We start from the raw sequence: 21,722 nt of genomic DNA on the forward strand, positions 1-21,722 counted from the left end.
CGCCGACTCCGCCGACGCCAACCAGGCCGCCTACCAGATCAGCGTCGAGCACCTCGCCGACTGGATCGCCACCCGCGGCTACGCCACCAGCTGACCCCCGACAAGCACCACCAGCACGCCCAGCACACACCGAAGGGCCGGACCCCATCACGGGGCCCGGCCCTTCGGCATGAGGTCAGTCGGTGGCGAGGACGGCCAGGATCTGCTCGCCGTACTTGGCGAGTTTGTTGTCGCCGACCCCGCTGACCTTGGACAAATCACCGAGCGTGCCGGGTGCGTCGCTGGCTATCTGTCGCAGCGTCGCGTCGTGGAAGATGACGTACGCCGGGACGCCCTGTTCCTTGGCGGTGGTCGCGCGCCAGGCTCGCAGCCGCTCGAACAGCGACGCGGCGGCCGGGGTCAGCTCGGCCACGACGGTGGACGCGCCGCGCGGCTTCGATGAGCGGCTCGATGCCGGCTTCTCCGGCTCGCGGCGCATGGTGACCGTACGGCGGCGAGCGAGGACGTCGGCGCTCGCCTCGGTCAGCGCCAGCGTGCCGTAGTCGCCCTCGACGGCGAGGAGCCCTTCGGCGAGCAGTTGCCGGACCACGCCCCGCCACTCGGCCTCGCTGAGCTCGGAGCCGATGCCGAAGACGGTCAGCGAGTCGTGACCGTACTGGCTGATCTTGTCGGTCTGCTTGCCGAGCAGGATGTCGATGCAGTGCCCGGCGCCGAAGCGCTGGTTGCGTTCGCGGTCGAGGCGGAAGACGGCGGAGAGCAGCTTCTGCGCGGCGACGGTGCCGTCCCAGGACTCCGGTGGGGTGAGGCAGGTGTCGCAGTTGCCGCACGCGGTCGTCGTCGTCTCGCCGAAGTATTCGAGCAGTTGGACCCGGCGGCAGCGGACGGTTTCGCAGAGCGCGAGCATCGCGTCCAGGTGTGTGGCCAGGTTGCGGCGGTGGGCGAGGTCCCCGTCGGACGTCTCGATCATTTTGCGTTGCTGGACCACGTCCTGGAGCCCGTACGCCAGCCACGCGGTGGACGGCAGGCCGTCACGCCCGGCGCGGCCGGTCTCCTGGTAGTAGCCCTCGACGGACTTGGGCAGGTCGAGGTGGGCGACGAACCGCACGTCGGGCTTGTCGATGCCCATGCCGAAGGCGATGGTGGCCACCATGACCAGGCCGTCTTCCCGCAGGAAGCGCTGCTGGTTGCGGGCGCGGGTGCCCGCGTCCAGCCCTGCGTGGTACGGCAGCGCGGCGACCCCGTTGGCGGTGAGGAACTCCGCCGTCTTGTCGACCGAGGCACGGGACAGGCAGTAGACGATGCCGGCGTCGCCGGGGTGCTCGTCGCGCAGCAGGGTCAGCAACTGCTTGCGGGGCTCGCGTTTGGGCACGATCCGGTACTGGATGTTGGGCCGGTCGAAGCTGGCCACGAAGTGCCGGGCGTCGTCGAGGTTGAGCCGGGTCGCGATCTCGGTGCGGGTGGCGCTGGTGGCGGTGGCGGTCAGGGCGATGCGGGGCACCTGCGGCCAGCGTTCGTGCAGCATCGAGAGCGCGAGGTAGTCGGGGCGGAAGTCGTGCCCCCACTGGGACACGCAGTGCGCCTCGTCGATCGCGAACAGGGAGATGCGGCCCCGGTCGAGCAGGGCGAGGGTGGAACGGACGCCGAGCGCCTCCGGGGCGAGGTAGAGCAGGTCCAGTTCGCCGGCGACGAAGGCCGCCTCCACCCGCCGCCGGGCGTCCAGGGTCTGGGTCGAGTTGAGGAACCCGGCGCGTACGCCGACCGCGGTGAGGGCGTCCACCTGGTCCTGCATGAGCGCGATCAGCGGGGACACGACGACGGCGACCCCGTCGCGGACCAGGGCCGGGATCTGGTAGCACAGGGACTTGCCGCCACCGGTGGGCATCAACACCAGCGCGTCGCCGCCATCGACCACGTGATCGATCACGTCCTGCTGGAAACCACGGAACGCGTCGTAGCCGAACACCCGGCGCAGCGCGTCGAGGGCGTCGGATGCGCTACGCAGGTCGGTGGGAGAAGCCATCCGGGGAGTCTACGAGCCGACCCCGACAGCACCCGCCCGGCGCACCCGGGTCGGGTGGGCCGGACGGGTGAGGCGTCAGCCGGGCTGGCTGGACCGGTTGGCCAGGCCGCGTGGCGGGGCCTTCATCCCGACCACGATGTCGACGATCTCGATGTAGCGGGCCTTGTTGCCCATGCGGAAGGCGGTGGCCGCCGCGTTGATCTCCTCCAGGGTGTCGGCCTCGACCATGGTGACCTGGTCGTACGTGCCGTTGACCCCGGTGCAGACGACGTGAGTGAGCTGCTTGGCGAAGCGGCCCAGATCACGGGCGTGCTCGGCGGAGATCTCGTGGATGCCCTCCCGTCCGAGGGCGAAGTACTCGGGGTTGATCCGCATGAACAGGAAGCCCACGTACGTGTTCTTGTCCGCCAGGTCGTGCATCGCACCCTCCCAGATATCGGCCTTGACCTGCGGTTATCGCAAAGAGCGTATAGACGGTTACTGATCGTCATCAAGTGCGCGCTCTGTCGGGAGCGCGACCGCCGGACGCTCGGTGTGCGCCGTCCGGCCACGGGTGCCCGGCGGTGACCGGGTGGCGGGATAGAGTCGCTGATTGACCAATCGCGGCCGACGGCGGCCGCGGCGCCACGGCTTGGGGGTACGGGTGAGCGAGGCGCGCACAGCCGGGGACCGGATGGACGGCCCGGATGCCGGTGACGGACAGGTGGCGGCCGAGTCGGAGACCACCCTGGTGGTGGTGACCGGCCTCTCCGGGGGTGGCCGCAGCACTGTGGCCCGGGCGTTGGAGAACGTCGGCTACTACGTCGTGGACAACCTGCCGCAGGCCCTGATGTTGGACATGGCGGAGCTGGCGTTCAAGGCGGGCGGCGCGGCACGGCGTACCGCGATGGTGCTGGACGTGCGGTCGCGGGCCTTCTCCACCGACCTGGCCGGGGCGATCCGGGAGCTCAAGGAGCGCGGATTCTCGCCCCGGGTGGTCTTCGTCGACGCCGACGACGAGGTGCTGATCCGGCGGTTCGAGAGCGTCCGCCGTTCGCATCCGTTGCAGGGTGACGGGCGGCTGGCCGACGGTATCGCCGTCGAGCGCGGCCTGCTGGAGGAGGCCCGTGACCAAGCCGACGTGATCATCGACACCAGCCACCTGAACGTCAACCAGCTCCGGCGCCGCATCGAGGAGCTGTTCGGCGGCGAGGACGCCCGTCGGCTGCGGGTCACCGTGTTGTCGTTCGGCTTCAAGTACGGCCTGCCGCCGGACGCCGACTTCGTGTTGGACGCCCGCTTCCTGCCCAATCCGTACTGGGTGCCGGAGCTGCGTGAGCACACCGGGCGGGAGGAGGCGGTCAGCGCGTACGTGCTGGGCCAGGAGGGCGCGGACGCCTTCGTCGCCTCGTACGCCGACCTGGTCAACGCCACCACGACCGGCTTCGAGCGGGAGGGCAAGCGGTACCTCACCGTCGCCGTGGGCTGCACCGGCGGCAAGCACCGCAGCGTGGCCATCGCCGAGGAGTTGGCCAGCCGACTGCGTCACTCGGGGTTGGCGGCGAACGCCCAGCACCGCGACCTGGGGCGGGAATGACGACCCGGCGGGTGGTGGCGTTCGGCGGCGGGCACGGACTGTCCGCCTCGTTGCGTGCGCTGCGCCACTGTGCCCCCGAACTCGACCTCGACATCACCGCTGTGGTCACGGTGGGTGACGACGGTGGCTCCAGTGGTCGGCTGCGGGCCGAGCGGGGTGGCCTGCCGCCGGGAGATCTGCGCCAGGCGTTGGTGGCGTTGGCCGGTGACCACCCGGCCACCCGGCGCAGCGCCGGGCTGTTCCAGCACCGCTTCGCCGCCGCGCCGGTGGGCGTACCCGGATCCGGGGCGACCGGGCCGGGCCCGGCGGCGGGCGGCGACGCGGGTCGGCACGGCGCGGCGCCGCGCGGCACCGACGGGGCGTCGGCCGGCACCGACGGTCTGGCCGGGCACGCGGTGGGCAATCTGGTGCTCTGCGGCCTCATGGAGCTGCTCGGCGACCCGGTGGCCGCGCTGGAGCACGCCGGCGCGATGCTCGGCGCGGTGGGCCGGGTGTTGCCGATGTCGCGCCAACCGGTCGGCATCGAGGCGCAGGTACGCGGTGCCGACCCGGCCGCCCCGGACGACGTGTGCACGGTCAGTGGCCAGCACCAGGTGGCCGTGACCACCGGGCGGGTCGAGTCGTTGCGCCTCACCCCGAGCGCCCCTCCGGCGTGCGCCGAGGCGATCGAGGCGATCCGGGCGGCCGATTGGTTGATCTTCGGGCCGGGCAGCTGGTTCACGAGTGTGCTTCCGCACCTGCTGGTGCCGCAGTTGGCCGACGCGATCGTGTCCACCTCGGCCCGGCGGTTGGTCACGCTGAACCTCGCCGCGGAGAAGGAGACCCTGGGCCTCTCCGTCGCCGATCATCTCGCGGCGCTGCACTGGTACCTGCCCGAACTCAAGGTCGATCTTGTGCTCGCCGATGCCAAGGCGGTGGGTGACCCCGAACCGGTCGAACGTGCGGCAGAATCGCTGGGTGCCCGCCTGGTCCTCGCCCCCGTCGCCGTTGTCGACGGGACTCCCCGCCATGATCCGGCTGCCCTGGGTGCCGCGCTGGTGCCTGTCCTGGGCGCCGATCGTTAGACACGTACGTAATCTCCGGCGACACGCCGGAACAGGTCCGTGAGGGGACGCACAATGGCGATGACGGCCGCGGTCAAGGACGAGCTGAGTCGGGTCGACGTGCCCAAGCCCTGCTGCCGGCGGGCGGAGATGGCCGCGCTGCTGCGCTTCGCCGGCGGGCTGCACATCGTCTCCGGCCGCGTGGTGGTGGAGGCGGAACTGGACACCGGGGCGGTCGCCCGGCGGCTGCGCCGGGAGATCGCCGAGGTCTACGGCTACCCCAGCGAGATCCACGTGCTGGCCTCCGGTGGGCTGCGCAAGGGCAGCCACTTCATCGTGCGGGTGGTCAAGGACGGCGAGGCCCTCGCGCGCCAGACCGGCCTGCTCGACGTGCGCGGTCGCCCGGTGCGGGGGCTGCCCCCGCACGTGGTGGCGGCCAACGTCTGCTGCGCGGTCTCCGCCTGGCGGGGCGCGTTCATGGCCCACGGCTCGCTCACCGAGCCCGGCCGCTCCAGCGCGCTGGAGATCACCTGCCCGGGGCCGGAGTCCGCGCTGGCGCTGGTCGGCGCGGCCCGCCGCATCGGCATCACCGCGAAGAACCGCGAGGTACGCGGGGTGGACCGGGTGGTCGTCAAGGACGGCGACGCGATCGCCGCGCTGCTTACCCGGATCGGCGCGCACTCCAGCGTGCTGGCCTGGGAGGAGCGTCGGGTACGCCGCGAGGTGCGGGCCACCGCCAACCGGCTCGCCAACTTCGACGACGCCAACCTGCGCCGCTCGGCGCGGGCGGCGGTCGCCGCGGCCGCCCGGGTCACCCGTGCGCTGGAGATCCTCGCCGACGAGGCGCCCAACCACCTGACCGACGCCGGTCGGCTGCGGCTGGAGCACCGGCAGGCGTCGCTGGAGGAGCTGGGCGCCCTGGCCGACCCGCCGCTGACCAAGGACGCCATCGCGGGACGGATCCGCCGGCTCCTGGCGCTGGCCGACAAGCGGGCCCGCGACCTTGGCATCCCGGATACGGAAGCGGCAGTCACGCCCGACATGCTCGTGGTCTGATAGGACGGTGGGGCCGCACGGTGCGCCCGGGAGCACGACCCGGCGCAGCGTGGTCCCGCACGCTCGGATAAGGTCGCTGAGTACGGCAAGGGGGCCGACACCGGCCTTTCTCGTCGTGCCCACCGCCTCGGGCGGTCAGGTCCTCAGACCGCGCGGCGGGGTGGCCGAGATGAACCGTCGACGGCCGGCTCCAACGGTCGGCGCACACCATTCCCGCCGGCCCGTTGTCTGAAGCCGGCGGACCAGAACGCGAGGAGATGGGACCTGTGACCATCCGGGTTGGCATCAACGGCTTTGGCCGAATCGGCCGTAACTTCTTCCGGGCAGTGCTGGCGTCTGACGCCGACATCGAGGTCGTGGCGGTGAACGACCTGACCGACAACGGCACGCTCGCCCACCTGCTCAAGTACGACAGCATCCTCGGTCGCCTGCCGTTCGAGGTCAAGGCCACCGCCGACGAGATCACCGTCGGTGGCAAGACCATCAAGGCGTACGCCGAGAAGGACCCGTCGAAGCTGCCGTGGGGCGAGGTCGGCGCCGACGTCGTCATCGAGTCGACCGGCTTCTTCACCGACGCCACCAAGGCCAAGGCGCACGTCGACGGCGGGGCCAAGAAGGTCATCATCTCCGCCCCGGCGAAGAACGAGGACGTCACCGTCGTCATGGGTGTCAACCACGACACCTACGACCCGGCGAAGCACACCATCATCTCCAACGCCTCGTGCACCACCAACTGCCTCGCGCCGATGGCGAAGGTCCTGCACGACACGTTCGGCATTCAGCACGGTCTGATGACGACGATCCACGCGTACACCCAGGACCAGAACCTCCAGGACGCGCCGCACTCGGACCTGCGTCGTGCCCGGGCCGCCGCGCTGAACATCGTGCCGACCTCGACCGGCGCCGCCAAGGCGATCGGCCTGGTCCTGCCGGACCTCAAGGGCAAGCTCGACGGCTACGCCCTGCGGGTGCCGATCCCGACCGGTTCGGTCACCGACCTCACCGTCAACGTGGGTCGCGAGACCACCGTGGACGAGGTCAACGCCGCGCTGAAGGCCGCCGCGGACGGCCCGCTCAAGGGCATCCTGGTCTACAACGAGGACCCGATCGTCTCCACCGACATCGTGACCGACCCGGCGTCGTGCATCTTCGACGCGCCGCTGACCAAGGTCGTCGGCAACCAGGTCAAGGTCGTCGGCTGGTACGACAACGAGTGGGGCTACTCCAACCGCCTCGTCGACCTCGTCAAGCTGGTCGGTTCGTCGCTGTGAGCATCCGGACCCTCGACGACCTGCTCGCCGAGGGGGTGTCGGGTCGGCGCGTGCTGGTGCGCGCCGACCTGAACGTCCCGCTCGACAAGCAGACCGGTGCCATCACCGACGACGGGCGGATCCGCGCGGTGCTGCCGACCCTCGGCGCGCTGGTCGAGGCCGGCGCGAAGGTGGTCGTCTGCTCGCACCTGGGCCGCCCGAAGGGCGCTCCGGACCCGCAGTTCAGCCTGGGCCCGGTCGCCGGGCGGCTCGGTGAGCTGCTGGGCGCTCCGGTGCACTTCGCCACCGACACCGTCGGTGAGTCGGCCCGCGCCACCGTCGCCGACCTGGCCGACGGCCAGGTCGCCCTGCTGGAGAACCTGCGTTTCAACGCGGGCGAGACCAGCAAGGACGAGGCCGAGCGGGGTGCCTTCGCCGACCAGCTCGCCGCGTTCGGCGACGCGTACGTGGACGACGCGTTCGGTGCCGTGCACCGCAAGCACGCCAGCGTCTTCGACGTGCCGGCCCGGCTGCCGCACGTGGCGGGTCGGCTGGTGCTGCGTGAGGTCGAGGTGCTCTCCAAGCTCACCGGTGACCCCGAGCGCCCGTACGTCGTGGTGCTCGGTGGGTCGAAGGTGTCCGACAAGCTCGCCGTGATCGAGGCGCTGCTGCCCACCGTCGACCGGCTGCTCATCGGTGGCGGGATGTGTTTCACCTTCCTCAAGGCCCAGGGCCTGGAGGTGGGCACCTCGCTGCTGGAGAAGGAGATGGTCGACACCTGCCGCAACCTGCTGGAGCGGGCCAACGGCAAGATCCTGCTGCCGGTCGACGTGGTGGTGGCGGACGCGTTCGCTCCGGACGCGGCGCACGACACGGTGCGGGTCGACGGCATCCCGAGCCACCGGCTCGGCCTGGACGTCGGCCCGGAGACGGTGGCCGGCTTCAGCGCCGCGCTGTCCCAGGCGAAGACGATCTTCTGGAACGGCCCGATGGGCGTGTTCGAGATGCCGGCCTTCGCCGCGGGCACCCGGGGGATCGCCGAGGCGATCACCAAGGCCGACGCGTTCAGCGTCGTCGGTGGCGGTGACTCCGCCGCGGCCGTCCGGGCCCTGGGGCTGGACGAGTCGTCCTTCGGGCACATCTCCACCGGTGGTGGCGCCTCCCTGGAATACCTCGAGGGCAAGACCCTCCCCGGCATCGCGGCCCTGGAGAACTGAATGTCGAGCACCACCCGCCGGCCGCTGATGGCCGGCAACTGGAAGATGAACCTCAACCACCTCGAGGCCAACCTGCTGGTGCAGAAGCTGGCGGCGAGCCTCACCGAGAAGCAGCTCACCGACGTCGAGACGGTGGTGCTGCCACCCTTCACCGACCTGCGCACCGTGCAGACCGCGGTGGACGGGGACAAGCTGCTGATCGGCTACGGCGGGCAGGACCTCTCCCCGCACGCGTCCGGCGCGTACACCGGGGACATCTCCGGGCCGATGCTGGCCAAGCTCGGCTGCACGTACGTGGTGGTCGGGCACTCCGAGCGGCGGGCCTACCACCACGAGGACGACGCGCTGGTCAACGCCAAGGTCAAGGCGGCGTTGCAGCACGGTCTGACGCCGATCCTGTGCGTGGGGGAGGGGCTGGACGTCCGCGAGCAGGGCACCCACGTGGCGCACTGCTCCGACCAGCTCGACGGCGGCCTCGCCGGGCTCACCCCCGAGCAGGTGCGGCAGGTCGTGATCGCGTACGAGCCGGTGTGGGCGATCGGCACGGGTAAGACCGCGACCCCGGACGACGCCCAGGAGGTCTGCGGGGCGGTGCGTCAGCGACTGGCGGAGCGCTTCGACCAGGAGACCGCCGACCAGGTTCGGGTTCTCTACGGCGGCTCGGTCAAGGCGTCGAACATCGCCTCGATCATGGCCCAGCCGGACGTGGACGGGGGCCTGGTGGGGGGCGCCAGCCTGGACGCGGAGGAGTTCGCTCAAATCTGCCGGTTCCCGGAGCACCTCGCCCGCTGATCGCTCGGTATCCTGGACACCGCCCGTCCGCCGGTCGGTGCCGCCGTGCCCGATCAGACCGGGCGAGGATCGCTACGAGAGGAACTGACCCCAGCCATGCCGATCTGGTTCGCATACACGTTGATCGTGTTGCTGGTCATCACGAGCATTCTGCTCACCCTGCTGATCCTGCTGCACCGCGGCAAGGGTGGCGGCCTGTCGAGCATGTTCGGCGGTGGCGTCAGCTCCAGCCTCGCCGGCTCCTCGGTGGCGGAGAAGAACCTGGACCGCTACACCGTCCTGGTGAGCGTCGTCTGGTTCGCCGCCATCATCGGGCTCGGGCTCTGGCTGCGCCTCCAAATGAACAGCGGCGCCTGAGCAGGCTCAGTAAGTCGTACAATCTGCGCGCGGTTCGTCACTCGACGGGCCGCGCGCAGGCTTTTCTCCGCTGCACCGCGTCGCCCGCCGCTCCACCCCCGAAGACGGCGGGTCCCCTCCGACGACAGGAGCGAGCAGCCGTGCCGAATGGCAACGTTATCCGGGGAGCCCGGGTCGGGTCCGCACCGATGCGCCCCGACGAGCGGCACCAACCCGCCCCCCGACAGGACGTCACCTACTGGTGCCGTAACGACCACCGGATCGACATCCGGATCGCCGCGGACGTCGAACCGCCACCCCTGTGGGACTGCCCCCGCTGTGGCCTACCCGCCGGTCGGGACGCCCAGAACCCGCCAGGTCGGGTCCGCGCCGAACCGTACAAGAGCCACCTGGCGTACGTGAAGGAGCGGCGCACCGCCGAGGAGGGAGAGGCCCTGCTCGCCGAGGCGCTCGCCGCACTACGCCGTCGACGCGGCGAGTAACGGCCTCAGCGCAGGCTGCGCAGTCGAGCGGGCACGTCGGCTGCCGCTGCCCGGTCCAACAGCCAGCGGGTGCGGTGCACGCCGTGCACGCCGGCCGCCGGCAACTGCACCGGTCCTGCGCCGGCCAACGCCATACCCACCGCGCGGGCCTTGTCGGCGCCGGCGGCCACCAGCCAGACCTCCTCGGCGGTGTTGATCGCCGGCAGGGTGAGGGTGGTCCGCGTCGGCGGCGGCTTGGGGCTGCCCCGGACCGCGCTCACCGGCCGGGTCTCGTAGCCCACCGGGTGCTCGGGGAAGACCGAGGCCACGTGGCCGTCCTCGCCGACGCCCAGCATCAGCACGTCGAAGTGTGGCAGGGTGGCGTGCCCGGGCCGGGCGGCGCGGGCCAGCTCCTGCGCGTACGCGGCAGCCGCCGCCTCGGGGTCGTTGCCGGCCGGGCCGTCCGAGGCCGGCATCGCGTGCACCCGGGCCGGATCCAGTGGCACCACGTCCAGCAGGGCGGCCCGGGCCTGCGTCTCGTTGCGGTCCGGATCACCGGCGGGCAGGAACCGTTCGTCGCCCCACCACACGTCGACCCGGGACCAGTCCACCGCGTCACGGGCCGGCAGCGTCGCCACCGCCCGGTAGACCGCCGCGGCGACCCGACCTCCGGTGAGCACCACCGAGGCTTCGCCCCGGTCGGCCTGGGCGTCGAGCAGCTTCACCAGCAACCGGGCCGCCACGGCCTGCGCCAGCAGGTCGGCGTCGGCGTGGACGGCGACACTCGCCTCACTCATGGTTGCGCCTTCGTTTCCCGACCGCGAGGCGGTCGCTGTCGTGCCTGGGGCGGTGTGCCCGAGGTGGTGGGGCGAAAACCCCGGAGAGTGCGGGGCAGGGCCGGTGCGTACCGGCCCTGCCCGACGTTGTGCCCCCGGCTGGGCTCAGCCCTCGCCGCTCGTGCCGACGTGCGCGGTCACCCCGGCCTCGGCGCGTTGTGCGGTGGCCGGATCCTTCCAGACGTGGACCCGCTGCGGGGGGCGCTGATCCAGCCCCCGCAGCCCGACCGTCGCGCCCAGCGCCTCCGCGTACACCTGGTCGGCGTCCAGCCGGCGCAGCTCCTCGGCCAGCTCGTCGCCGAGCGGGCGGCGCACCAGCGGCAGGGCCCGATCGTCCTGGCCCGTGCGCCGGAACACGGCCATGCTGTCCTCGCGGGTCAGCGTCAGCTGATCGCCGTTGGCGCAGCTGAGCTGCACCTCCCGCATCCGGGGGAACTCGTTGCTGTCCACCCGGCGTGGGGTGATGCCGAGCCGGCTGGACAGCCAACCGGCCATCAGCGCCGCCGTCGGGTCGGTGGGAGGCGCGGTGATCGTCGCCTCGGTGACCTTGGCGTTGGTGGTGTCGAAGGCCCCGGCGACCAGGGTGCGCCACGGGGTGATCCGGGTCCACGCCAGGTCGGTGTCGCCCGGGGCGTAGTCCCGGGCCCGCTGCCGCAGCGCCTCCACCGGGTCGGCGGCCTGCGCGGCGTCGGTGATCCGCCGGTCGGCCACCACCCCGAGGAAGTCGGTGGCGATCTCCGCCGGCGGCTCGCCGTGCCACCAGGTGACCACCGGTACGTCGGGGACGAGCAGCGGCATCACCACCGACTCGGCGTGCAGGGACAGCCGGCCGTACATCCGGGTGACCACCGCCTCGCACGGGCCGAGCCGGCCACCGACCACGATCTCCGCGTCCAGTCGGTTGCGGTCCCGCTCGATCTCCGAGCGGACCACCACCACGAGGCGGCACGGGTGCGCCGCGGCGGCGATCGTCGCCGCGGCCTCCGCCTCCCGGACCCGCTTCTCGTCCACGACCACGATGAGGGTGAGCGCCATGCCGCTGGCCACCCCGCCGGCGCTGCGCCGCTCGGCGGCGAGCGCCTTGACCACCTCGTTGCCGGTGGTGTCCCACAGCCCGATCATGCTCGTCTCCAGGCGCGGCCCTCGCGGGCCAGCATCTCGTCGGAGGCCCGGGGGCCCCACTCGCCGGCCCGGTACGGCTCCGGGGTGGTGCCCTCCCAGGCGTGCTCCAGGGGGTCGATCACCTGCCAGCTCTGCTCGACCTCGGCCGCGTCCGGGAACAGGGTGCGGTCGCCGATCAGCACGTCCAGCACCAGACGCTCGTACGCCTCGGGGCTGGACTCGGTGAACGCCTCGCCGTACTGGAAGTCCATCGCGATGTCGCGGACCTCCATGGTCGTGCCCGGCACCTTCGAGCCGAACTTGAGCACCACGCCCTCGTCCGGCTGCACCCGGATGACCAGCTGGTTGTTGCCCAGCGACTCCATGTCGGCGTCGTTGAACGGCAGGTGCGGCGCCTTCTTGAACATGATGGCGACCTCGGTGACCCGCCGGGGCAGCCGCTTGCCGGCCCGGATGTAGAACGGCACCTCCGCCCAGCGGCGGTTCTGGATGCCCAACCGCACCGCCACGTACGTCTCGGTGGTGGAGCCGGCGGGGACGTCCCGCTCGTCCAGGTAACCGACAGCGCGTTCGCCGCCGACCCAGCCCGGCAGGTACTGACCGCGCACGGTGTCCCGGGCGACGTCGGTGGGCAGGGTGATGGCCTTGAGCACCTTCAGCTTCTCGGCCCGGATCTCGTCGGCGTCGAAGCTGGTCGGCTCCTCCATCGCCACCAGGGCGAGGAGTTGCAGAAGATGGTTCTGCAGGACGTCGCGGGCGGTGCCGACGGTGTCGTAGAAGCCGGCACGGGTGCCGATGCCGACGTCCTCCGCCATGGTGATCTGCACCGAGTCGACGTACTTGGAGTTCCACAGCGGCTCGAACAGGTTGTTGGCGAACCGCAGGGCGAGGATGTTCTGGACCGTCTCCTTGCCCAGGTAGTGGTCGATCCGGAAGACGTCCTGCCGGGTGAACACGTCGTCGACGAGGTCGTTGAGCGCCTTCGCCGACGGCAGGTCGTTACCGAACGGCTTCTCCACCACGACCCGGCGCCAACCGCCGGACTTGTTGTTGTCGGCCATCCCGGTGCGGGCCAACTGCTTGAGCACGACCGGGAACGCGGCCGGCGGGATGGAGAAGTAGAACGCCGCGTTGCCGGTGATGCCGTGGGTCTGGCGCAGATCGTCGAGCGTCGAGGCGAGGGTGTCGAAGGCGGCGTCGTCGTCGAACGAGCCAGGAACGAACTTGATGTTGCCGGCCAGCCGCGCCCACACCTCGTCCCGCCACGGGGTGCGGGCGTGCTTGCGGGCAGCCTCGCACGCGAGGGTCTCGAAGTCGCCGTCACCCCAGTCCCGGCGGGCGAAACCGAGCACCACGAAGCCCGGCGGCAACAGCCCCCGGTTGGCCAGGTCGTAGACCGCAGGGAGCAGCTTCTTGCGGGCCAGGTCGCCGGTCACCCCGAAGATCACCAGAGCGCAGGGCTCCGGGATCCGGGGCAACCGGCGGTCCTGCGGGTCGCGCAGCGGGTTCACCGAACCGCCTCCTCGCTCCGCCTCAGTCACGTCGTCCATCCTCACGCCCGCAGATCACCGGCCGCGTCCAGTAGTTGGGCGACACCGGCGGCCCGGTCGGTGAGGTGCAGGCGCAGCACCGGCCGCTCCCGACCGGCGAGAGCCTGCCGGTCACCGGCGGCCTGCGCCGCCTGCAACTCACCGAAGGTGTACGGCTTGCCCGGCACCGCCAGGTCCTCGGCGACCGCGCCGGTCACCTGGAGGTAGCTGCCCACCTGCGGGCCGCCCTTGTGGTACTGGCCCGTCGAGTGCAGGAAGCGCGGACCCCAGCCGAAGGTGACCGGCCGGCCACCCGCCTGCGCCAGCAGCGACCGCAGCTTGGCCGTGTCGGCGTCGGCGAACCGGTCGAGGTACGCCATCACCGCGAGGTAACCGTCGTCGCCCAGCCCGTCGAGCAGCCAGCGCAGCACACCGGCCAGGTCCCCGGGGGCGCCCTGCGGGGCGTACACCTCGATCGCGCCCTCGGTGAACGACGGCGTCTCCGCCGGCAGGCCCGAGGCCAGGATCTTGTTGGTGTTCTCCTTGGACTCGGTGACGTTCGGCTGGTTGAACGGGTCGATGCCGAGCACCACGCCGGCCACCGCGGTGGCGTACTCCCAGGCGAGGAACTGCGCGCCCAGCGGGCCGTTGACGGCCACGTCGGGGTTGGCCCCGCCGCCCGGCATGTCACCCTGGGCCAGCGCGCCGCCGTAGCTGACCGTCAGCACGTCCGCGCCGCTGGCGCCGGGGCTCTGCGGAGACTCCACGACCACCGGCAGGATGCCCACCCCGGCCTTGCCCGTCGACTCGGCGATCAACTGCTCGGCCCAGTCGCCGAGCCCGTCGATGCCGGTGCCGTCGGAGACCAGGGCGACCTTGTCCCGGGCGAGCGTGGCCGCCGCGCCCAGGGCGGCGCCCAGCGCCAGAGCCGGGTTGTTCTGGTCCGCGCCGAGCGACGTGGCCAGCGCGTCGGCCTGGTCGAGCAGCTCCGCGACCTCGACCCCGGCCAGCGCCGAGGGCACCAGACCGAACGCGGTGAGCGCCGAGTAGCGGCCGCCGACGTTCGGGTCGGCGAGCACTGTGAACGCGCCCATCTCGGCCGCGGTGGCCTCCAGCGGCGAACCCGGGTCGGTGACGATGACGAAGTGCCGGCCGGCCTCCGCCTCGGTCATCCCGGCGTCCAGGAACGCCTGCCAGTACGCGCGCCGGTGGCTGTCGGTCTCCACCGTCGACCCGGACTTGCTGGCCACCACCACGACGGTGCGCTCCAGCCGGTCACCGAGCGCCGCCCGGACCTGGCCCGGGTCGGTGGTGTCCAGCACCGTCAACGGGCGGCCCAGCGTCTGGGTGATCACCTCGGGCGCGAGCGACGAGCCGCCCATGCCGGCGAGCACCACGTGATCCAGGTCGGCCAGCTCGGCCTTCAGCTCGGCCAACTGCGCCAGCAGCTCCCGGCTACGCCGGTGGGTGTCCACCCAGCCCAGCCGGATCTTGGCCTCGGCCTCGGCGTCCGGACCCCACAGGCTGGCGTCCTTGCCCGCCAGCTTGCCCGGGACGCCGGCCTTGACCAGCGCGTCCCGGGTCGAGGCCGGCGCTGCCTTGTCGACCGCGTCCGCGCCGTACACGGAGAGCCCGGCTGCTGCCTCCACCGGCCCCGCCAACAGGTCGCTCATGCCGTCACTCCGCTTCGCTGCGTGCCGTCATGAGTCGTTGCACTGAGCCTGCTGATTCGCTCGCTCATGCGCCACCAGCCTTGTCGGCGGCCTTGGCGTTGCCCTTGGCGGCCTTGTTCGGCGCGCCGGTGCCCTGCGCCGCGGCCTTCAGCGACTTGGTCACCCCGTCGAGCAACTCCTGCCAGCTGACCTCGAACTTCTCCACGCCCTCGCGCTCCAGGGTGGCGATCACGTCGGCCAGGTCGACCCCGACCGACTCCAGGTCCGCGAAGACCTTCCGGGCCGCGTCGTAGGCCCCGGTGACGGTGTCACCGCGGGTCTCGCCATGATCGGCGTACGCGTTGACGACCGACTCCGGCATGGTGTTGACGGTGCCGGGGGCGATCAGCTCCTCGACGTAGATGGTGTCCCGGTAGTCCGGGTTCTTGGTCGAGGTGGACGCCCACAGCGGCCGCTGCGGGTGCGCGCCGCCGGCGGCGAGCGCCTTCCAGCGGTCCGAGGCGAACACCTCGGTGTAGCGCTCGTACGCCAGTTGGGCGTTGGCGACGGCGGCCTTACCCCGGAGCGACTTGGCCTGCTCGGAGCCGATCTTCTCCAGCCGCTTGTCGACCTCGGCGTCGACCCGGGACACGAAGAAGGACGCGACCGAGCCGATCTTCGACAGGTCGTGGCCGTTGGCCTTGGCCTGCTCCAGGCCGGCGAGGAACGCCTCCATGACCGCCGAGTAGCGGTCCAGGCCGAAGATCAACGTCACGTTGACGCTGATCCCCTCGGCGAGCGTGTCGGTGATGGCCGACAGGCCCTCCTCGGTGGCCGGGATCTTGATGTAGAGGTTGGGCCGGTCGACAAGCCACCACAGCGCCTTGGCCTCGGCGACGGTCTTGTCCGCGTCGTGCGCGCTGCGGGGGTCCACCTCGATCGAGACACGGCCGTCGACGCCGTCGCTGCCGTCGTACGACGGGCGCATCACGTCGCACGCCCACCGCACGTCGTACGTGGTGAGCATGCGTACGGCCTCTTCCACGTCCACATCACGAGTGGCGAGGTCGCGCAGTTGCCAGTTGTACTCGTCGGCGTCGCTCAGCGCCTTGGCGAAGATCGTCGGGTTGGTGGTGACACCGGCCACGTGCTTCTCGCGGCGGAGCTGGTCCAGCCCGCCGGAGCTCAGTCGTACCCGGGAAAGGTCGTCGAGCCAGACCGCCACGCCCGCGGCGGTCAGCTCATTCAGCTTGTCGGTCATGCCGTCCACGCTCCCTCAGTTGCCGGTCGTGAAACCGGTGATGTCGCCCACCCGGGCCAGAGAGGCGTGTGCCGCCGCCACGATCCGGTCACCGGTGAACCCGAACTGCTCGAAGAGCACGGTGTGCGGGGCGCTCGCGCCGTAGTGCTCGATGCTGACGCTCTCGCCCAGGTCACCGACGATGCCGCGCCAGGACATCGCGATGCCCGCCTCCACGCTCACCCGTGCCTTTACCCCGCGGGGGAGCACCGATTCCCGGTACGCCTCGTCCTGCTCGTAGAACCACTCCTGGCACGGCATCGAGACGACCCGGGTCGGGGTGCCGTCGGCCTCCAGCCGCTCTCGGGCGGTCAGGCAGAGCTGCACCTCGGAGCCGGTGCCCACGATGATCACCTGAGGCTTGCCGTTGGACGCCTCGGCCAACACGTAGCCACCCTTGGCCACGCCCTCCGCGCTGCCCAGGACGTCGCGGTCCAGGGTCGGCAGCGGCTGACGGCTCAACGCCAGAGCGGTGGGCCGGTCGGTGTGCTCCAGCGCCTGCCGCCACGCCCAGGCGGTCTCGTTGGCGTCGGCCGGGCGGACCACGTCCAGGCCGGGAATGGCGCGCAGCGCGGTCAGGTGCTCCACCGGCTGGTGGGTGGGGCCGTCCTCGCCGAGGCCGATCGAGTCGTGCGTCCAGACGAAGGTCACCGGCAGCTTCATCAGCGCGGCCAGCCGCACCGACGGACGCATGTAGTCGCTGAACACCAGGAACGTGCCGCCGTAGGGGCGGGTGCCGCCGTGCAGGGCGATGCCGTTGAGGATCGCGCCCATGGCGTGCTCGCGGATGCCGAAGTGCAGCGTGCGGCCGTACTCGTGCCCGGGGAAGTCCTTAGTGGCGTGGGTGGCCGGGATGAACGACGGCTCGCCCTTCATCGTGGTGTTGTTGCTCTCGGCCAGGTCGGCCGAGCCGCCCCACAACTCCGGGAGCACCGGCGCGAGCGCCTCCAGCACCTTGCCGGAAGCGGCCCGGGTGGCCACACCCTTGGCGTCCGCGGGGAAGACCGGCAACGCGTCGGTCCAGCCGTCGGGGAGTACGCGACCAGCCAACCGCTCGTACAGCGCGGTGCGCTCCGGGTTGGCCTTCTTCCAGGCGTCGAACGCCGCGGTCCACTCCTGCTCGGCCGCGTCGCCGCGCCCCATCACCGTGCGGGCGTGGCTGAGCACCTCCTCGTCGACCTGGAAGGTCTGCTCCGGGTCGAAGTCGAGGATCCGCTTGGTGGCCTTCACCTCATCGGCGCCGAGCGCCGAACCGTGGATCTTGCCGGTGTTCTGCTTGTTGGGCGCGGGCCAGCCGATGATGGTGCGCAGCGCGATGAACGAGGGGCGGGCGGTCTCCGCCTTGGCGGCCATCAGCGCCGCGTACAGCGCCTCGGCGTCCTCGTGGTAGTCGCCCTGGTCGGCGTCGCCGCTGCGCCAGTCGACGGTCTGCACGTGCCAGCCGTACGCCTCGTAGCGGGCGGCCACGTCCTCGCTCTTGGCGATGCGGGTGTCGTCCTCGATGGAGATCTCGTTGTCGTCGTAGATCACCGTGAGGTTGCCCAGCTGCTGGTGCCCGGCGAGGGCGCTGGCCTCGTGGCTGATGCCCTCCTCGATGTCACCATCGGAGACGATGCACCAGATGTCGTGGTCGAAGACGGACGCGCCGAGCTCGGCCTCGGGGTCGAACAGGCCGCGCTCACGGCGGGCCGCCATGGCCATGCCGACCGCGTTGCCCAGACCCTGCCCGAGCGGGCCGGTGGTGGTCTCCACACCCGGCGTGTGCCCGTGCTCCGGGTGCCCCGGCGTCTGCGAGCCCCACTGCCGCAGCGACTTGAGATCGTCCAGGCTCAGCGGGTAACCGGAGAGGAACAGCTGGATGTAGAGCGTCAGGCTGGAGTGCCCGGCGGAGAGAACGAACCGGTCGCGGCCGGGCCAGTTGGGGTCGGCCGGGTTGTGCCGCATGACGCGGTTGAAGAGGAGGTACGCCGCGGGCGCGAGGCTCATCGCGGTGCCCGGGTGACCGTTGCCGGATTTCTCCACGGCATCCATGGCCAGCACGCGGACGGTGTCTACGGCCCGGCGATCGAGGTCGGACCAGTTCAGTGCGGGGTGCTCGGGTCGTTTAACAGCCACGATGGTTGTGCTCCTCGGCAGATGGGCGGAACCCTCACCGATGACCTTATCGAGCGTCCCTAAACATGCGCCCGGGGATCTGCGCATGGTGTGCGCTACGTGACCATCCGGATGCTCGGTTCAACCCGGTGGTGTGACGGCCCGCACCGTTGTCGGGTCGGCCGGGCAGCCAAAACGACGACGCGTAGTGTGTGGGTCGGTATGCGGACCTGTGCGGTCCCGACCAATCCGATCTCCCCGTGCCCGATGCCGGAAGGTGGCAATCCGTGAGCATGATCACCGAGCGCCCCGCGAGCAACCCGGCCGGGCCACACCCGGCGCGGGCGGCCGAGGGCCCGGTGGCCCGGCGGGACGTACGCGCGGTTGTCTCGGCGTACGTGTCGCTCACCAAGCCGCGGATCGTCGAGTTGCTGCTGGTCACCACCATCCCGGCGATGATGCTCGCCGAGGGTGGGCTGCCGTCGCTGTGGCTGATGGCCGTCGTGCTGATCGGCGGCTCGCTCGCCGCCGGCGCGGCAAGCGTCCTCAACTGCTACATCGACCGCGACATCGACCAGCTGATGCGGCGTACCAAGCGTCGGCCGCTGCCGGCACACACCGTGTCGCCGCGAAGCGCGCTGATCTTCGGTCTGGTGCTGGCGGCGGTGTCGGTGGCCCTGATGGCGGTGTTCACCAACCTGCTGGCCGCCGGGCTGACCCTCGCCGCGATCGCCTACTACGACCTCGTCTACACCCTGTGGCTCAAGCGTTCCACCCCGACGAACACCTTCTGGGGCGGCGCCTGCGGGGCGGCTCCGGTGCTGATCGGGTGGGCTGCGGTGACCGGCTCACTGGCACCGGCCGCCTGGGGGCTCTTCGCTGTGGTCTTCTTCTGGCAGATGCCGCACTTCTACCCGCTCGCCATGAAGTACAAGGACGACTACGCCCGGGCCGGCATCCCGATGCTTCCGGTGGTGGCCTCGATCCGCCGGGTGAACGCCGAGATCCTGATCTTCGCGTGGCTCACCGTGCTCACCTCCCTCGCCGTCTGGCCGCTGGGGCTCAGCGCGATCTACGGGGTGCCGACCCTGGTGGTGGGTGCCATCTTCATCCTCGAGGCACACCGGCTCTGCCGGCGCGCGACGCGCGGCGAGGCGGTCAAGCCGATGCGGCTGTTCCACTGGTCGACGACGTACCTGACGATCGTCTTCGTGGCCGTCGCGCTCGACGCGCTGATCTGACCCGTCCCGCCCGACTCCGCTCTCCGCGTCGATTGCGGTGGCCTATGTCCGTCGGCTGTCGGCTTGTTGGCGCGCGGCTTGTTGGCCCTTGGCTTGTGGGCCCTCGGCTTGGCGGTCCTTGCGTCGTCCGTCTGCCGTGTTGGCCGTTCGCTGGCACGCAGTGACTCGGGTCGGCGGCGATCGATGCCGCTGATCTACCGACTAATCATGGACGTAGATGAGTTGTCCGGGTTTAACGTCACATCAGAGTAACTTTCGGCATGAGTCGGATCGGCTCAACCTGGAAGGGTTCGAGGGTGATTTGCCGACGTGGTTTGGGCGTAAAAGTCGGTAAATAAACGGACAGTAAACCTGTGGTCGTCCTTAAACCTGTAGGTAATTGGCATCACAAAAGGTTCATGGTTCTCGCCCGTCGGGGTGCAAGTCTGCTTAGGCTTCGCGTCATGGCAGATGGTTCCGATACGACGCTGACCGCTGAGCAGACCGCCAGCGAGCAGGCGCCCCAAGGCCTGGTTGCGGGTCTCAAGGCGTTCGCCGCAGGACACGGCGGCGCGAAGGCGGTCATCGAGTACGTCGGCAAGCGCGGCGCGCGAATCGTCCTGGTCGGTGCCGACGGTGAGTGGGGCGACCAGTTCGCCGACGACACCGTCACCGCCCGGGAGGCGTGCGCCAAGGCGGGAGTCACCGTCGAGAACGCCTGGGAGCGTGAACTGATGGACCAGATGCGTCCGAGCAACGACCTCTGGCGGTCGATGGCCCGGCGCACGATGGCCCGCTGAACAGACAGCTGCATTGACCACATATCACCAGTCGACCCGGGGGGAACCCCGGGTCGCTCTCGTCACCTGCTCCGACCTGGCCGACCTCGACCCGGACGACCGGCTGGTCCTCGCCCCGCTCGCCACCCGTGGCGTCGCCGTCCACGCCGTCGTCTGGGACGATCCCGACGTCGACTGGTCGTCCTACGACCTGGTCGTGCTCCGCTCACCCTGGGACTACGCGCTGCGCCGCGACGAGTTCGTGTCCTGGGCGTCGACCGTGCCGACACTTGTCAACCCGGCCGACGTGGTCCGCTGGAACACCGACAAGCGCTACCTCGCCGAGCTGAGCGCCGCCGGGGTGCCAACCGTCCCGACATCGTGGGTCGTGCCGGGGGAGACCTGGCAGCCACCCGCCGAGACCGGCGAGTACGTGCTCAAACCCGCCATCAGCGCCGGCAGCCAGGACACCGGCCGATACGACCTGGCCGACCCGGAACACCGCGACCTGGCCGCCGCACACGTTCGCCGACTCTCCGATGCCGGCCGAGTCACCATGGTCCAGCCGTACCTGCGGGCCGTCGACACCGAAGGCGAGACGGCTCTGCTCTTCCTGGCCGGCCCCGAGGGGCTCGCGTTCAGCCACGCGATCCGTAAGGGTCCGATGCTGACCGGGCCGGACCTCGGTCCGGATGGGCTGTACAAAGCCGAAGAGATCACCGCACGCGCCGCTCGCCCCGAGCAGTTGGCGGTGGCCGAGCAGACCCTCGAAATGGTGCCCGGTGGCACCCGACAGCTGCTCTACGCCCGGGTCGACCTGATCCCCGGCGCGGACGGCGAGCCGGTCCTGGTCGAGCTGGAGCTGACCGAGCCGTCGCTCTTCATCGGGTACGCGGACGGCGCCCCCGAGCGCCTCGCCACCGCGATCACCACTCACCTGGCCCGCAACGCCTAACCGCCCACTTAGCAAGCAACTCCCGAACGGGCCACCCACACCGCTGCGCCCCCACGCGTCGTGCGCCCCCCCGCGGCGCGCTGCCGCCCCACCCCGCGTTCGTGGGGCGTGCCACCGTGCTGCCGCGCGTTCGTGCGCCCGCGCCACCCCGCTGCCGGCGACAAGATCGCGCAACATCCTGGTTCTAGTGGCTTCCCGGCGCTCCGTGGCCACTACATCCTGGTTCGAGTGCGATCTTGGTGGCCGTGGGCGCCACGCCGGGATTCCCGTCACCCCAGAGGTGGCGTTTGTCCTCAAGATCCGTGCAGGATCAGGGATGTTGGTGGCTCCGCGCGTGTCGGAGGCAGCAAGATCGGGGATGTTGTGAGGATCTTGGGCGCGGGGCGCGGGGCGCGGGGCGCGGGGCGCGGGGCGCGGGGCGCGGGGCGCGGGGCGCGGGGCGCGGGGCGCGGGGCGCGGGGCG

General features: G+C 71.1%; 19 protein-coding genes and 1 pseudogene. 12 read left to right on the plus strand and 8 right to left on the minus strand.

All coding sequences use genetic code 11. From position 1 onward, the window contains the following. Window positions 1-94, plus strand: a pseudogene (locus AB0877_RS31175) (phytochelatin synthase); the annotation flags it as partial. Window positions 95-175: 81 nt separating this feature from the next. Here AB0877_RS31175 and recQ read toward each other — a convergent pair. Further along, window positions 176-2,020, minus strand: coding sequence for a DNA helicase RecQ (gene recQ, locus AB0877_RS31180; protein ID WP_366613367.1), 1,845 nt, complete (start codon window positions 2,018-2,020; stop codon window positions 176-178). A 75-nt stretch (window positions 2,021-2,095) separates the two neighbouring features. Then, on the minus strand, window positions 2,096-2,440 hold the full coding sequence (locus tag AB0877_RS31185; protein WP_366613369.1) for a hypothetical protein: 345 nt from the start codon (window positions 2,438-2,440) through the stop codon (window positions 2,096-2,098). A gap of 253 nt (window positions 2,441-2,693) precedes the next feature. Here AB0877_RS31185 and rapZ point away from each other — a divergent pair, with 253 nt between their 5' ends. The 8 genes from rapZ (at window position 2,694) to AB0877_RS31225 (ending at window position 9,793) form a co-directional block, all read left to right on the plus strand. After that, window positions 2,694-3,596 carry an RNase adapter RapZ gene (rapZ, locus tag AB0877_RS31190; protein WP_366613397.1) on the plus strand — a complete coding sequence of 301 codons (903 nt, stop codon included), beginning with the start codon at window positions 2,694-2,696 and terminating at the stop codon, window positions 3,594-3,596. Further along, window positions 3,593-4,660 (plus strand): 2-phospho-L-lactate transferase CofD family protein, encoded by a 1,068-nt coding sequence (locus AB0877_RS31195; protein ID WP_366613371.1) that lies wholly within the window; start codon window positions 3,593-3,595, stop codon window positions 4,658-4,660. Before rapZ ends, AB0877_RS31195 begins: the two co-directional genes overlap by 4 nt. 54 nt (window positions 4,661-4,714) lie before the next feature. Further along, a complete protein-coding gene (whiA, locus tag AB0877_RS31200) occupies window positions 4,715-5,695 on the plus strand; it encodes a DNA-binding protein WhiA (protein ID WP_030337350.1) in 981 nt (326 codons plus the stop codon). Between the two features lie 266 nt (window positions 5,696-5,961). Beyond that, window positions 5,962-6,966 (plus strand): type I glyceraldehyde-3-phosphate dehydrogenase, encoded by a 1,005-nt coding sequence (gap, locus tag AB0877_RS31205; RefSeq protein WP_278147101.1) that lies wholly within the window; start codon window positions 5,962-5,964, stop codon window positions 6,964-6,966. Next, complete coding sequence (locus AB0877_RS31210) at window positions 6,963-8,162, plus strand: phosphoglycerate kinase (RefSeq protein WP_366613373.1); 1,200 nt, start codon at window positions 6,963-6,965, stop codon at window positions 8,160-8,162. Before gap ends, AB0877_RS31210 begins: the two co-directional genes overlap by 4 nt. Beyond that, window positions 8,163-8,954: a triose-phosphate isomerase gene (gene tpiA, locus AB0877_RS31215; RefSeq protein WP_366613375.1), complete on the plus strand. Its 792-nt coding sequence runs from the start codon at window positions 8,163-8,165 to the stop codon at window positions 8,952-8,954. Between the two features lie 96 nt (window positions 8,955-9,050). Further along, window positions 9,051-9,311, plus strand: a complete 261-nt coding sequence (secG, locus tag AB0877_RS31220; RefSeq protein ID WP_121653040.1) for a preprotein translocase subunit SecG — start codon at window positions 9,051-9,053, stop codon at window positions 9,309-9,311. Window positions 9,312-9,451: 140 nt separating this feature from the next. Beyond that, window positions 9,452-9,793, plus strand: coding sequence for an RNA polymerase-binding protein RbpA (locus AB0877_RS31225; RefSeq protein WP_366613377.1), 342 nt, complete (start codon window positions 9,452-9,454; stop codon window positions 9,791-9,793). A 5-nt stretch (window positions 9,794-9,798) separates the two neighbouring features. On the opposite strand, the gene pgl is transcribed toward AB0877_RS31225, so the two are convergent. From pgl to tkt, 6 genes are all read right to left on the minus strand, one after another. Beyond that, entirely contained in the window at window positions 9,799-10,569 is a 771-nt protein-coding gene (gene pgl, locus AB0877_RS31230) for a 6-phosphogluconolactonase (RefSeq protein WP_366613379.1), read from the minus strand. Window positions 10,570-10,713: 144 nt separating this feature from the next. Beyond that, entirely contained in the window at window positions 10,714-11,730 is a 1,017-nt protein-coding gene (locus AB0877_RS31235; protein ID WP_366613381.1) for a glucose-6-phosphate dehydrogenase assembly protein OpcA, read from the minus strand. Next, window positions 11,727-13,280 carry a glucose-6-phosphate dehydrogenase gene (zwf, locus tag AB0877_RS31240; RefSeq protein WP_366613383.1) on the minus strand — a complete coding sequence of 518 codons (1,554 nt, stop codon included), beginning with the start codon at window positions 13,278-13,280 and terminating at the stop codon, window positions 11,727-11,729. The genes AB0877_RS31235 and zwf overlap by 4 nt, the downstream gene beginning before the upstream one ends. Window positions 13,281-13,282: 2 nt before the next feature. Then, window positions 13,283-14,932, minus strand: a complete 1,650-nt coding sequence (locus AB0877_RS31245; RefSeq protein ID WP_366613385.1) for a glucose-6-phosphate isomerase — start codon at window positions 14,930-14,932, stop codon at window positions 13,283-13,285. A 64-nt stretch (window positions 14,933-14,996) separates the two neighbouring features. After that, the gene (gene tal / locus AB0877_RS31250) at window positions 14,997-16,172 is read right to left on the minus strand and encodes a transaldolase (protein WP_366613387.1); all 1,176 of its coding nucleotides are present in this window, start codon (window positions 16,170-16,172) and stop codon (window positions 14,997-14,999) included. A 15-nt stretch (window positions 16,173-16,187) separates the two neighbouring features. Further along, window positions 16,188-18,326: a transketolase gene (tkt, locus tag AB0877_RS31255; RefSeq protein WP_366613389.1), complete on the minus strand. Its 2,139-nt coding sequence runs from the start codon at window positions 18,324-18,326 to the stop codon at window positions 16,188-16,190. Between the two features lie 266 nt (window positions 18,327-18,592). Here tkt and AB0877_RS31260 point away from each other — a divergent pair, with 266 nt between their 5' ends. The 3 genes from AB0877_RS31260 (at window position 18,593) to AB0877_RS31270 (ending at window position 21,259) form a co-directional block, all read left to right on the plus strand. Beyond that, window positions 18,593-19,546 (plus strand): heme o synthase, encoded by a 954-nt coding sequence (locus AB0877_RS31260; protein WP_366613391.1) that lies wholly within the window; start codon window positions 18,593-18,595, stop codon window positions 19,544-19,546. A gap of 443 nt (window positions 19,547-19,989) precedes the next feature. Next, window positions 19,990-20,325, plus strand: coding sequence for a hypothetical protein (locus AB0877_RS31265; protein WP_366613393.1), 336 nt, complete (start codon window positions 19,990-19,992; stop codon window positions 20,323-20,325). A gap of 13 nt (window positions 20,326-20,338) precedes the next feature. After that, entirely contained in the window at window positions 20,339-21,259 is a 921-nt protein-coding gene (locus AB0877_RS31270) for a hypothetical protein (RefSeq protein WP_366613395.1), read from the plus strand. Window positions 21,260-21,722: the final 463 nt, after the last annotated feature.

The sequence above is a fragment of the Micromonospora sp. NPDC047644 genome (assembly GCF_040704315.1).
Lineage (GTDB): Bacteria > Actinomycetota > Actinomycetes > Mycobacteriales > Micromonosporaceae > Micromonospora.